Origin of the sequence: Streptomyces spinosisporus (genome assembly GCF_022698145.1) — a bacterium.
GTDB classification, from domain to species: Bacteria; Actinomycetota; Actinomycetes; order Streptomycetales; family Streptomycetaceae; genus Streptomyces; species Streptomyces spinosisporus.
On the sequence record NZ_JALDAX010000022.1, the window covers coordinates 17592 to 30656 of the forward strand.

Below are 13065 nucleotides of genomic sequence, written 5' to 3' on the forward strand. Positions count from 1 at the left end.
GCCGATGTGGCGGACCGCGGCTCCCCGGGACTCTGATGGCATGCCTGTCATCGAAGTCACCGATCTGCGCAAGACCTACGGCGGACGTGCCGTCGTCGACGGTGTCTCCTTCGCCGTCGAGGAGGGCGAGATCTTCGGGATCCTCGGCCCGAACGGCGCCGGGAAGACCACGACCGTCGAGTGCATCGAGGGGCTGCGCGTCCCGGACGCGGGCCGCGTCCGGGTCACCGGCCTCGACCCCGTCGCCGACCACGCGCGCGTGGCGCGCGTCCTCGGCGCCCAGCTGCAGGAGAGCGAGCTGCAGGCCAAGCTCACCGTGCGCGAGGCGCTGGAACTGTACGCGTCCTTCTATCCGGACCCGCTCGACTGGGCGCCCCTCGCCGAGCGGCTGGGTCTGGGGGAGAAGCTGTCGGCGCGCTTCGGCAAGCTCTCCGGAGGCCAGAAGCAGCGTCTGTTCATCGCGCTCGCCCTGATCGGCAACCCGCGGATCGTCGTCCTCGACGAACTGACCACCGGCCTGGACCCGCGGGCCCGCCGCGACACCTGGGAGCTGATCGAGGACGTACGGGCCGGAGGTGTCACCGTCCTGCTCGTCACCCACTTCATGGAGGAGGCGCAGCGGCTGTGCGACCGGATCGCCGTGATCGACAAGGGGCGGGTGGCCGCCCTCGACAGCCCGGCCGGACTGATCCGGCGCTCGGCGGGAGCCACCGTCATCAGCTTCACGCCGTCCGCGCCGGTGGACGACCGTGACCTGAACGCGCTGCCCGAGCTGGCCTCCGTCGAGCACCGGGACGGCCGGATCACGCTGGCCGGCACGGACGAGACGGTCAACGCCGTCATCACCCTGCTCGCCCGCCACCGCATCACCGCCCACCAGCTCCGGGTCGTGGACGCCACGCTCGACGACGCGTTCCTCGACCTGACCGACGACCGTACGAAGGAGGCCACGGCATGAGCACCGCCGTACTGAGGACCGAGGTCCGGCTGTTCCGCCGTGAGCCCGGCGCCGTCTTCTGGATCCTGCTCTTCCCCACCCTGCTGCTGCTGATCCTCGGCTCGATCCCGTCCTTCCGGCAGCACCAGGACGACCTCGGCGGGCTGCGCACCATCGACGCGTATGTCCCGGTGGCGGTGCTGCTGGGGATGATCGTCGGCGGGCTGCAGGCCATGCCGCAGGCCCTGACCGGCTACCGGGAGCGCGGCATCCTGCGCCGGATGGCCACCACGCCGGTCCGTCCGGGCGCCCTGCTGTCGGCGCAGATGGTGGTCTTCGGCGTGGCCTCCCTGGTGTCGGCGCTGCTGGTGCTCGTGGTCGGGCGGCTCACCTTCGACGTAAGGCTGCCCAAGCAGGGCTTCGGATATCTCCTGGCGCTCGTGCTGGCCGTCCTTGCGGCCCTCGCTCTCGGATCGCTGGTGTCGGCGCTGTCCCGTACGACGAAGATCGCGGGTGCCATCGGCTCCGCCGTGTTCTTCCCGGCGATGTTCTGCGCGGGCGTGTGGCTGCCGGTGCAGGCCATGCCGCACCTGCTCGGGAAGATCGTGGGCTACACGCCGTTCGGCGCCGCCGCGCAGGCCCTCAACCAGGCGGCGGCCGGGCACTGGCCGGGCTGGGGCCACCTCGGGGTGCTGGTGGTGTGGATCCTGCTGCTGACGGGTGCGGCCACCCGATGGTTCCGCTGGGAGTAGGCGGCCGGACGTGCAGACTGGGGACATGACCGCGGTGGACACACAGCTCGACAGACGATGGGAGCAGTTCCACACCTGGGGGCCGTACGGGCTGCTGGGCAGCGGTGTCGTCCTCGCGTTCGCCACCGCCGACCCGCATGCCGCCCCGGCCAAGTGGTACGCCGCCTTCGGCCTGATCGCCGCGGCCGTCGCGCTCCAGCTGTGGTGGCACAGCACCCGGCCGCGCGGGCCCGACCGCCGCCGTACACCGTCCCGGACCGGGGCGGTGTACTACGCCGTGCGCTGGGGGCTGGCCTTCGCGCTCACCTACCTCAACCCGTTCTTCGCGTTCTACGCCGCCACCGGCTACATGGACGCCGACGAGACCCTCCCGCCCCGATGGCACCGGATCGGGCTGCTCGCGAGCGCGGTCACCGTGGCCGGGGCGCAGGCCGGCGGGGTGCCCTTCCACGGCGTACTGCAGTGGACGGTCTTCGTCGCGCTCCTGATCGCCAACTCCGGGCTGCAGATGGTGGTCGCCCATCTCACCGAGCAGGAGGCCGAGCGGGCCCGCGAGCGGACCGAGACCATCGCCGAACTCGAACGCACCAACGCCGCCCTGCAGCAGGCCCTCGACGAGAACGCGGCCCTGCACGCCCAACTGCTCGTCCAGGCACGGGAGGCCGGGGTCGCCGACGAGCGGCGGCGGCTGGCGGCCGAGATCCACGACACCATCGCGCAGGGCCTGACCGGGATCATCGCCCAGCTGCAGGTCGTCGCGAACACCCCCGAGCGGGGGCCGGCCCGCGAGCATCTGCACCGGGCCATGGACCTGGCCCGGCACAGCCTCGGCGAGGCCCGCCGCTCGGTGCAGAATCTGGCCCCGGTGGCGCTGGAGAACGACGGGCTGCCCGAGGCGCTGAAGAAGACGGTCGCCGAATGGGGCGAACGGACCGGTGTACGGGCCGAGTTCACGGTCACCGGCACCACGGAGCAGCTCCACGAGGAGGTCTCCGCGACCCTGCTGCGCATCGTCCAGGAGGCCCTGTCCAACGCCCGGCACGCCCGCGCCTCGCGCGTCGGCGTCACCCTGTCCTTCATGGGCGACGAGGTCGTCCTCGACATCCGCGACGACGGCACGGGCTTCGACCCGCTCGCGCTTCCGGCCCGCAGCCGGTCCGGAGGGTTCGGCCTCGACGGCATGCGGGCCCGCGCCGAACGCATCGCCGGGTCGCTGGCCGTGGAGTCCGAACCCGGGCACGGCACCGCGCTGTCGGCTCGCGTACCGTTGGTCCGCCATGAGCGATGACGCCCTGATCTCCCTGCTGATCGTCGACGACCACCCTGTCGTACGGGACGGTCTGCGCGGCATGTTCGAGTCGGCCCCCGGGTTCACGGTCCTCGGCGAGGCCTCGAACGGCGTCGAGGCGCTGGAGCGGGCCGCCGCGCTCGACCCGGACGTGATCCTCATGGACCTGCGCATGCCGGGCGGCGGCGGAGTCGACGCGATCAAGGAGCTGACCCGGCGCGGCGCCCGCGCCAAGGTCCTCGTCCTGACCACGTACGACACCGACTCCGACACCCTGCCCGCGATCGAGGCCGGCGCGACGGGCTACCTCCTCAAGGACGCCCCGCGCGACGAGTTGTTCACCGCGGTCCGCGCCGCCGCGGAAGGCCGTACGGTGCTGTCGCCCGCGGTCGCCTCCCGCCTGGTCTCCGCGGTCCGCTCCCCGAACACCCCCGGCAACGAGCCCCTCTCCACCCGCGAACGCGAAGTCCTCGCCCTCGTCGCCAAGGGCACCTCCAACCGCGAGATCGCCCGCGAACTCTTCATCAGCGAGGCCACGGTCAAAACCCACCTCACCCACCTCTACACCAAACTCGGCGTGAACGACCGAGCAGCAGCGGTGGCAACGGCGTACGAACGCGGCATCCTCGGCTGACTCATCCGGCCACCCTGAGCAGCAGCACCGCCCGTGCCGGGACCGTGATTGTCGTGCCCGCGCGGTGTTCGGTCGTCGGGGCGGTCGCCTGGGACTCGTGGGATGTGTCGACGATCGTCTCGTAGTGGTCGGCCCATGGGGTGCCCGGCAGGGTGAAGGTGGCCGGTCGGTCGCCGGCGTGCAGGATGGCGAGGAAGCTGTCGTCCAGGATGGGGGCGCCGTGTTCGTCGCGGCCCGGGATGTCGCGGCCGGAGAGGTACATGCCGAGGGTGGCGGCGGGGGCGTACCAGTCTCGTTCCGTCATCTCCGTGCCGCGGGCGGTGAACCAGGCCAGGTCGCGCAGGCCGTCGGCCGAGTGGGCCCGGCCCGAGAAGAAGGCGCGGCGGCGCAGGACCGGGTGCCGGTGGCGCAGGGCGATCAGGCGGGACGTGAGGTCGTACAGCGCCTTCCAGCCGGGCTCCTGCAGCAGTTCCCAGTCCAGCCAGCCGATCTCGTTGTCCTGGCAGTAGGCGTTGTTGTTGCCGCGCTGGGTGCGGCCCATCTCGTCGCCCGCGACCAGCATGGGCACGCCTGTCGACAGCAGGAGTGTCGTCAGCAGGTTGCGCAGCTGGCGTCGCCGGAGGCCCTTCACCCGCTCGTCCGGCGTCTCGCCCTCCGCCCCGCAGTTCCATGCCCGGTTGTCGTCCGTGCCGTCCCGGTTGCCCTCGCCGTTGGCCTCGTTGTGCTTGCGCTCGTAGGACACCAGGTCGCGCAGGGTGAAACCGTCGTGCGCGGTGATGAAGTTGACGGACGCGTACGGCCGCCGACCGCCCCAGGCGTACAGGTCGCTTGAGCCCGACAGGCGGTAGCCGAGATCCCGTACGTCCGGCAGCGCCCCCCTCCAGAAGTCCCGCACCGCGCCCCGGTACCGGTCGTTCCACTCCGTCCACAGGGGCGGGAACGCCCCCACCTGGTACCCGCCGGACCCCACGTCCCACGGCTCGGCGATCAGCTTCACGCGCCGCAGCACCGGGTCCTGGGCGATGACCGCCAGGAACGGCGAGAGCATGTCGACGTCGTGCATCGAGCGCGCCAGCGCCGCCGCCAGGTCGAAGCGGAAGCCGTCGACGCCCATCTCCGTCACCCAGTACCGCAGCGAGTCGGTGATCAGGCGCAGCACGTGCGGCTGCACCACGTGCAGGGTGTTGCCGCAGCCCGTGTAGTCGGCGTAGCGCCGGGCGTCGGACTGGAGGCGGTAGTAGCCCCGGTTGTCGATGCCCTTCATCGACAGGGTCGGGCCGTACTCGTTCGCCTCCGCCGTGTGGTTGTAGACCACGTCGAGGATGACCTCGATCCCGGCCGCGTGCAGCGCGCGCACCATGCGCTTGAACTCCCCGACCTGCTGGCCGGTCGTCCCGGACGCGGCGTACGCGGCGTGCGGGGCGAAGTAGCCGATGGAGTTGTAGCCCCAATAGTTCTTCAGGCCGCGGCGCAGCAGATGGTCCTCGTGCGCGAACTGGTGGACGGGCAGGAGCTCGACGGCCGTGACGCCCAGCCCGACGAGGTGCTCGATCGCCGCCGGGTGCGCGAGTCCCGCGTAGGTGCCCCGCAGCTCCTCCGGGATGCCGGGGTGCAGCCTGGTGAACCCCCGCACATGCAGCTCGTAGATGACCGAGTCCGCCCACGGCGTCTTCGGTCGGCGGTCGTCGGCCCAGTCGTCGTCATCGTGGACGACCACACCCTTGGGGACGTACGGCGCCGAGTCCCGGTCGTCGCGCACGGTGTCGGCGACCTGCTGCTGCGGCCAGTCCCGCACATGCCCGTACACCTCCGGCGGCAGACTGAAGTCGCCGTCCACCGCGCGCGCGTACGGGTCGAGGAGCAGCTTCGCCGGGTTCCAGCGGCCGCCGGTCCACGGGTCCCAGCGGCCGTGCACCCGGTAGCCGTAGCGCTGCCCGGGCATGACGCCCGGCACGAAGCCGTGCCAGATCTCGTGCGTCAGCTCGGTGAGCCGGGTCCGGGTCTCCTTGCCCCGCTCGTCGAACAGACACAGCTCCACCGCCTCCGCCCCGCCCGCCCACAGCGCGAAGTTGGTGCCCGCCACCCCGTCGGGCCCGGTCCGGAACCTGGCCCCGAGCGGTGTCGGCGCACCCGGCCGCACCGGCACTCCCGGCATCTTCCGGGGCGCGCCGTTGACCACGGCGGCCGGGTGTTCGCCCCCCTCGGCCACCGCCTCCTGCTCGGCTGCGCTGGACACCTCTCCGCCTCCCACGGCTCGTGGGGCGACGTGGAAGCAGCCGCGGCGTCCCGGCCGCGGCTCCCCGTCGTCGTCCTCCCCACTGTTCTGCCCAGAGCACGGCCGGGCGACCCCGCACGGCCCGCACCGACGTTTCTCCCGGGCGGCCCGGTCGTTGGGCAGCCCGTGAGGCATGCACAAGGGCGCGCACGGCGCGCGGGGGCCGCTCTGGCCGCCGTACTGACATGGGCAGGGCTGCTGGCCGGGGCGGCCGGCTGCACGTCGCACCCCTCGGGCGGCGGCATCGGGGAGGCGTTCGGCAAGGCACCGGCGCCCGAGGACGTCATCCGCGTCGTCCCCGACGACGGCAGCAAGGGCGTCAGGCCGGAGCGGAAACTGCTGGTGCGGGTGCCCAGCGGTCGTCTGGAGTCGGTGAAGGTCGTCAAGTCCCAGGACGCGCAGGAGTCCCCGGTGCCCGGCCGGATCTCCGCGGACGGCCTGCGCTGGGAGCCCAAGGACCCCAGGCTGTCGCTGGCCGCCAAGTACACGGTCGACGCGATCGCCCTGGACGGCCACGGACGCAGGTCCGCACGGCACACGACGTTCACCACGTACGTCCCGGACGAGCGCTTCATCGGCTACGTCACCCCGGAGAACCGTTCCACTGTCGGCACCGGAATGATCGTCTCCCTGGAGTTCAACCGGGAGATCGAGCATCGCGCCGCCGTCCAGCGCGCCATCCGCGTCACCGCGAAACCGGCCGTGGAGATCCGGCCGCACTGGTTCGGCAAGGCCCGCCTCGACTTCCGCCCCGAGCGGTACTGGAAGCCCGGCACCCAAGTCACGGTCTCGCTCAGGCTCCGCGACGTCGAGGGCGCACGCGGTGTCTACGGACTGCAGTACAAGACCTTCTCGTTCACCGTCGGCCGCAGCCAGGTCTCCGTGGTGGACGCCGCGGCCCACACCATGCAGGTACGGCGCTCCGGAGCACTGCTGGCCACCGTGCCGATCACGGCCGGGGCGCCCAAGCACACCACGTACAACGGCACGATGGTGGTGATGGAGATGCTGGAGCTGACCCGGATGAACGGCGCCACGGTCGGCTTCAAGAAGGAGAACGGCAAGGGCGAGTACGACATCCCCGACGTCCCGCACGCGATGCGGCTCACCGATTCCGGCACCTTCCTGCACGGCAACTACTGGGCACCGGACGCCCCCGGGCACGTCAACGTCAGCCACGGCTGTGTGGGGCTCAGGGACGTCAAGGGCGGCAGCTCCGACACCCCGGCCGGCTGGTTCTTCGACCGCACGCTCGTCGGAGACGTCGTCCAGGTCGTCCACAGCAATGACAAAAAGGTCGCTCCCGACAACGGGCTCGGAGGATGGAATATGGGGTGGAAGGAGTGGAAGGCGGGCGGCGCGGTCAAATAACCGGTGAGGAGGCGGGGATTGAGCCAGGCGCAGGAGTCGATGTTGCGACTGAACGGTGACCTTCACCTGACACGATCCCCAAAACCTTGCGGTTAATATGCGCCAATGCGCGCGTGGTACGCGCCGGGGTGCGGGCCTGACCAGGCCCGGCGAGGGGAGAACAACTTGAACGTGCGGCCGATATCGGGGGCGTCGGTTGACGCGAGCGGACGCGGGCGCCGCGCAGTGCCGGCACTCATATGCGGAGTGCTGTTGCTGGCCGTCACCGCTTGCGGCGGCGGAGGCTCGGGTTCGGGGTCGTCGGGCGACAGCAAGGACAAGGGGGCGGACGCGGCGCAGAGCAAGCAGTCCGAGGCGGTCGTCACCATCGCCCCCAAGAACGCGGCGAAGTCGGTCGACACGAGCGGCGCCCTCAAAGTGACCGCGAGCAAGGGCAGACTGACCGCGGTCGAGGTCAAGGACGACAAGGGCGCGGTGGTGCCCGGGAAGATCACCACCGGCGGTACGGGCTGGACCCCGTCCACGCATCTGGCGGCCTCCACCAAGTACACGGTGCACGCGGTCGCCAAGGACTCCGAGGGCCGCGAGGCGGCGGAGGACTCGAGCTTCACCACCCTCACCCCGAAGAACACCTTCATCGGCAACTTCACCCCCGAGGACGGCTCCACGGTGGGCGTGGGGATGCCGTTCTCGGTGCGCTTCACCCGGGGCATCACACACCCCGAGGACGTCGAGAAGGCCATCAGCATCAAGACCGAGCCGGCCGTCGACGTCGAGGGCCACTGGTTCGGCAACGACCGCCTCGACTTCCGCCCCGAGAAGTACTGGGCGTCCGGCACGAAGGTCACGGTGAAGCTCAATCTGGACGGCGTCGAGGGCCGTTCGGGCGTCTACGGCAAGCAGACGAAGACGGTGAAGTTCACCATCGGCCGCAACCAGGTCTCGGTCGTCGACGCCAAGACCCACAAGATGAAGGTCACCCAGGACGGCAAGGTCGTCAAGACCCTCCCCGTCACCACCGGAAAGCCCGGCTACGACACCTGGAACGGCCAGATGGTCATCAGCGAGCGGCTGCGGGTGACCCGTATGAACGGCGAAACGGTCGGCTACGGCGGCGAGTACGACATCAAGGACGTCCCCGACGCGATGCGCCTGACCGACTCCGGGACCTTCATTCACGGCAACTACTGGGCCGGCGGCGCCTTCGGCAACTACAACGCCAGCCATGGCTGCGTCGGCCTGCAGGACACGCGCGGCGGCTACGACCGCGGTCTCCCCGGCCGGTGGTTCTTCGACCACTCGATCGTCGGCGACGTGGTCGTCGTCAAGCGCTCCCACGACCGCACGGTCGACCCCGGCAACGGGCTCAACGGCTGGAACATGTCGTGGGAGAAGTGGAAGGCGTAGGCCCTCCGCCGGTCCATGGCGCACGACGTACGGCCCCGGTGTGAGGTACTGCACCGGGGCCGTTGCCGTTAGTCCCCGTTAACCTGCCCTCATGACCGTGAATCTCGAAGTCGCCGAAGGTGTCGGCACCATCCGCCTCGACCGTCCGCCGATGAACGCGCTGGACGTCGCCACGCAGGACCGCCTGAAGGAACTCGCCGAGGAGGCGACCCGGCGCGAGGACGTCCGGGCCGTGATCGTGTACGGCGGGGAGAAGGTGTTCGCGGCGGGCGCGGACATCAAGGAGATGCAGAACATGGACCACACGGCGATGGTCCTGCGTTCGCGTGCCCTCCAGGACTCCTTCACGGCGGTGGCCCGCATCCCCAAGCCGGTGGTGGCGGCGATCACGGGCTATGCACTGGGCGGCGGCTGCGAGTTGGCGCTGTGCGCGGACTACCGCATCGCCGCGGAGAACGCCAAGCTGGGGCAGCCGGAGATCCTGCTCGGACTGATCCCGGGCGCGGGCGGCACCCAGCGGCTGGCCCGGCTGGTGGGACCGTCGAAGGCGAAGGACCTGATCTTCACGGGCCGTATGGTCAAGGCGGACGAGGCGCTGGCGCTGGGCCTGGTGGACCGGGTGGTGCCGGCCGAGGAGGTCTACGCGGCCGCGCACGCGTGGGCGGCGCGGCTCGCGCTGGGTCCGGCGATCGCCCTGCGGGCCGCGAAGGAGTCGGTCGACACCGGGCTGGAGACGGACATCGAGACCGGGCTGGCCGTCGAACGCAACTGGTTCGCAGGCCTGTTCGCGACCGAGGACCGCGAGCGCGGGATGCGGAGCTTCGTCGAGGAAGGGCCGGGCAAGGCGAAGTTCCTCTGACTGTGAACATCCGCCGAACCACTTGCAATTGACGCGGTGTCTGATCCGGGTCCCTCGATGGGGCGGATTATGGGAGCCTTAAGGCAACCTTAAGTCTGCCTTGTCGAGGGAGACCGTCGATTGCCCGTGGAAGAGCCTTCGCCGCAGGTCAGTCGGGCTGTGGAAGCCTCCGAACTGCCGTTGGCATATGCCGAACGAGCCATTCGGAAGGACGTATTCCGGGGGGCGTATTCCCCCGGAACGGCCCCGGAGGGCGCTTCGTGCGGCCATGATGGGGGCATGGCGGGGCTGGAGGGCATCGAACAGCCGCGGGGACACAGCCGTGTGACGGCGGCGCGCTGGTCGCCCGCGGTCGAGGACGAACAGGCGCTCAAGGCGCTCGAGTTGTTCGGCAACCCGACCGAGGCGGAGGTCCCGCTGCCGTCCCGCCCGGAGTCCGCCGCCACCGCCCGCCGGCTCGCCCAGGTCGTGGTCCTGCGGCAGTGGGGGCTGACGCCCAAGACGACCGAGGACGCTGTCCTGCTCGTCTCCGAACTGGTCGGCAACGCGGTCCGCCACACCGGCGCCCGCACCTTCGGCCTGCGGATGCGCCGCCGCCGCGGCTGGTTCCGCATCGAGGTCCGCGACCCCTCCCGAGGCCTGCCCTGCCTCATGCCGGTCCAGGACATGGACGTCAGCGGCCGGGGCCTGTTCCTCGTCGACAAACTCTCCGACCGCTGGGGCGTCGACCTGCTGCCGCGCGGCAAGACGACGTGGTTCGAGATGAGGGTGGCGGACCGCTAGGGGCGGTTGCCGGGGTGCGACCCGAATGTGTGCGCCGGTTGGGTCAATCGCCCGTTTTTTGGCTTATCGCCCTTTAAATGGTGCGGTGACCTCGACCGATCGCCGGACGGCGCTTCGCACGGGCGCCGGGCTTCTTGCCGGGGGCGCCCTCGGCGCGGGCTGCGCACCGAACGGTGCCGCCGCGCGCTCCACCTCCGTGGCGCACACCGCCGTCGATCCCCCCACCCCGGCGCCCGCGGCTTCCCCTCGCCGCTACCCGGGCCGGCCCGCCCAGCTCACCCACGGCCCGCGCACCCGCCCCCGAGTGGCCCTCACCTTCCACGGTCAGGGCGACCCCGCCATCGCCCGCGCCCTGCTCAGCGCGGCGGAGAAGCGCGGCGCCCGCATCACCGTCCTGGCCGTCGGCACTTGGCTCGACCAGCACCCGGAGCTGGCACGGCGCATCCTCGACGGCGGGCACGACCTCGGCAACCACACACAGCGGCACCTGGCCATCAACACGATGACCGCGGCCGACGCCCGCGCCGAGATCACCGGCTGTGCCGGCCGCCTGAAGAAGCTGACCGGCTCCATCGGGACCTGGTTCCGCCCCTCCCGGGCGCCGCTCGCGTCGCCTCAGGTCGTGGACCTGGCCCGGGCCGCCGGTTACCCGCACGTCCTGTCGTACGACGTCGACTCGCTCGACTACACCGCGCCCGGCGCGGACGCCGTCGCCCGCAACGTCCTCGGCGAGGTCCGCGGCGGATCCGTGGTGAGCCTGCACTTCGGCTACCGGGACACGGTCGCCGCGCTCCCCGTCGTACTGGAAGAACTCGCCCACCGCGGCCTGTCCGCCGTGACCACCACGGAGCTGTTCAGCTGATGCACCCCACCCCGCGCACCCCCACCCCGCGCACCCCCACCCGTCGCACCCGCGTCCTGGTCGCCGCCGGTGTCCTCGCCGCGCTCGCCCCGCTCGCCTCGTGCGCCGACGCCTCCGGACAGCACAAGGACGAGGCCCTCGGCAGCAAGCCCGCCGCCGCCCCGGTGCACAAGAAGGCGCCCCCGCCGGGCCTGCCCGGCATGCCGCCCGTGCTCGACCCGCACGACGTGTACGCGGCCGACCGGCCGAACCGGCTCTCCCCGGTGGTCAAGGGCTTCCCCTCCCGCGTCTACGTCCCCAACACCAACTCCAACACGGTCTCGGTCATCGACCCCAAGACGTACAAGGTCATCGAGACGATCCCGGTCGGCAACCAGCCCCAGCACGTCGTCCCCTCCTGGGACCTCAAGACGCTGTGGGTCAACAACGACAAGGGCAACACCCTCACCCCCATCGACCCGAGGACGGGGAAGGCCGGCCCGACGGTCGACGTGCACGACCCCTACAACCTCTACTTCACGCCCGACGGCAAGCACGCGGTCGTCATGGCCTCCCTCGACCGCGAACTCGTCTTCCGCGACGCGCACACCATGAAGCGCGTGAAGACCGTCCCGGTCAGCTGCTACGGCGTCAACCACGCCGACTTCTCCGCCGACGGCCGCTACTTCATCGTCTCCTGCGAGTTCAGCGGCGAACTGCTCAAGGTCGACACGGCGGCGATGAAGGTCGTCGGCCAGGAGAAGCTGCCGTACGACGGGTCGATGCCGCAGGACGTCAAGATCTCGCCCGACGGCAAGCGGTTCTACATCGCCGACATGGAGGCCGACGGCGTGTGGATCCTGGACGGCGACAAGTTCACCCGCCCCACCCTGCTGCCCACCGGCAAGGGCGCCCACGGCCTCTACGTCAGCCGCGACTCGCGCGAGATGTACATCTCCAACCGCGGCGAGGGCTCCGTCTCCGTCTTCGACTTCCGCGCGAACAAGCTCACCAAGAAGTGGCATCTGCCCGACGGCGGCAGCCCCGACATGGGCGGCGTCTCGGCGGACGGCAAGGTGCTCTGGCTGTCCGGGCGCTACAACTCCGAGGTGTACGCCATCGACACCCGCACCGGCGAGCAGCTGGCCCGCATCAAGGTCGGCAGCGGCCCGCACGGCCTCGCGGTGTACCCGCAGCCGGGCCGCTACTCGCTCGGCCACACGGGCGTCTTCCGCTGAGCCTGCGCTACGGCGCGCGCAGCAGCAGTTCCGAGCCCACCGGGCGGTAGCCCGCCGCCAGGAACGTCCGCAGGCTGCGGGCGTTGCCCGGCGCGACCTGCGCCCACAGCGGCTCCGGGGCGAGATGGCGGGCCGCCGTCACCAGGGCCCGGCCCAGCCCCCGGTGCCGCGCCCCCTCGTCGACCTCGACGGAGACCTCCAGCCGCCCGCCGATCCCGCGCCCCGTCACCAGCACCCCGCCCTCGGCCGCCCACGCCCGCACCTCGTCGCGCCGCCCGCGGGCGTAGACGACGCGGGAGTGCCCGGCGTCCTCGATCCCTCCAGAGGCCAGCTCCTTCAGGGCCAGGGGTGCCTCGCCCGGGAGCGGGGCGGCGACCAGCATCGCGTCGATCGTCTCGGACGTACGTCCCGTCCGCTCGGCGAACGCCGCCAGGAAGCGCGGGTTCATGGGCGCGGCCAGCGCGTCGCACTCGACGGCGCGCAGCGCGCGGTGGATCCAGTCCGGGTCCTCGTCGGTGAAGACGACGGCGTGCGCGGTGAAGGCGAGCACCCCCGCGTCCCGCGCGCAGTCCTGCGGTACCACGGTCGTACGGCCGTCGGCGGGCGGGAGGACACCGTGGGCCGCGGCATCGAGAATGTCCCGCAACGTCTCCATCGCGCTCCTTGAGTCTCCACCCACT

12 protein-coding genes are annotated in these 13065 nt (G+C 71.2%); 10 read left to right on the plus strand and 2 right to left on the minus strand.

Going from position 1 to position 13065, the window contains the following annotated elements:
- The first annotated feature begins 40 nt into the window (after positions 1 to 40).
- Genes MQN93_RS37880 through MQN93_RS37895 form a run of 4 tightly spaced genes read left to right on the plus strand, consistent with a single transcriptional unit; the run spans position 41 to position 3611 of the window.
- A complete protein-coding gene (locus tag MQN93_RS37880) occupies positions 41 to 958 on the plus strand; it encodes an ABC transporter ATP-binding protein (protein ID WP_016432563.1) in 918 nt (305 codons plus the stop codon).
- Positions 955 to 1689, plus strand: coding sequence for an ABC transporter permease (locus tag MQN93_RS37885; protein WP_016432562.1), 735 nt, complete (start codon positions 955 to 957; stop codon positions 1687 to 1689). Before MQN93_RS37880 ends, MQN93_RS37885 begins: the two co-directional genes overlap by 4 nt.
- A gap of 25 nt (positions 1690 to 1714) precedes the next feature.
- Complete coding sequence (locus tag MQN93_RS37890) at positions 1715 to 2977, plus strand: sensor histidine kinase (RefSeq protein ID WP_242713057.1); 1263 nt, start codon at positions 1715 to 1717, stop codon at positions 2975 to 2977.
- Positions 2967 to 3611 (plus strand): response regulator, encoded by a 645-nt coding sequence (locus MQN93_RS37895; protein WP_242713058.1) that lies wholly within the window; start codon positions 2967 to 2969, stop codon positions 3609 to 3611. Before MQN93_RS37890 ends, MQN93_RS37895 begins: the two co-directional genes overlap by 11 nt.
- 1 nt (position 3612) lies before the next feature.
- Here MQN93_RS37895 and glgX read toward each other — a convergent pair whose 3' ends face one another.
- Positions 3613 to 5847: a glycogen debranching protein GlgX gene (glgX, locus tag MQN93_RS37900; RefSeq protein ID WP_242713059.1), complete on the minus strand. Its 2235-nt coding sequence runs from the start codon at positions 5845 to 5847 to the stop codon at positions 3613 to 3615.
- A gap of 165 nt (positions 5848 to 6012) precedes the next feature.
- Between glgX and MQN93_RS37905 the strand changes: the two genes are divergently transcribed.
- The 6 genes from MQN93_RS37905 (at position 6013) to MQN93_RS37930 (ending at position 12385) form a co-directional block, all read left to right on the plus strand.
- The gene (locus MQN93_RS37905) at positions 6013 to 7257 is read left to right on the plus strand and encodes a L,D-transpeptidase (RefSeq protein WP_016432558.1); all 1245 of its coding nucleotides are present in this window, start codon (positions 6013 to 6015) and stop codon (positions 7255 to 7257) included.
- Positions 7258 to 7422: 165 nt separating this feature from the next.
- A complete protein-coding gene (locus MQN93_RS37910) occupies positions 7423 to 8664 on the plus strand; it encodes a L,D-transpeptidase (protein ID WP_242713060.1) in 1242 nt (413 codons plus the stop codon).
- 91 nt (positions 8665 to 8755) lie between these two features.
- Entirely contained in the window at positions 8756 to 9523 is a 768-nt protein-coding gene (locus tag MQN93_RS37915; RefSeq protein ID WP_242713061.1) for an enoyl-CoA hydratase/isomerase family protein, read from the plus strand.
- A 279-nt stretch (positions 9524 to 9802) separates the two neighbouring features.
- On the plus strand, positions 9803 to 10306 hold the full coding sequence (locus tag MQN93_RS37920) for an ATP-binding protein (RefSeq protein ID WP_242713062.1): 504 nt from the start codon (positions 9803 to 9805) through the stop codon (positions 10304 to 10306).
- Between the two features lie 85 nt (positions 10307 to 10391).
- A complete protein-coding gene (locus MQN93_RS37925) occupies positions 10392 to 11168 on the plus strand; it encodes a polysaccharide deacetylase family protein (RefSeq protein ID WP_242713063.1) in 777 nt (258 codons plus the stop codon).
- On the plus strand, positions 11168 to 12385 hold the full coding sequence (locus MQN93_RS37930) for a YVTN family beta-propeller repeat protein (RefSeq protein ID WP_242713064.1): 1218 nt from the start codon (positions 11168 to 11170) through the stop codon (positions 12383 to 12385). The genes MQN93_RS37925 and MQN93_RS37930 overlap by 1 nt, the downstream gene beginning before the upstream one ends.
- A 7-nt stretch (positions 12386 to 12392) precedes the next feature.
- Here the strand turns inward: MQN93_RS37930 and MQN93_RS37935 are convergent, their stop codons facing one another.
- On the minus strand, positions 12393 to 13040 hold the full coding sequence (locus MQN93_RS37935) for a GNAT family N-acetyltransferase (protein WP_242713065.1): 648 nt from the start codon (positions 13038 to 13040) through the stop codon (positions 12393 to 12395).
- Between the last annotated feature and the right edge of the window lie 25 nt (positions 13041 to 13065).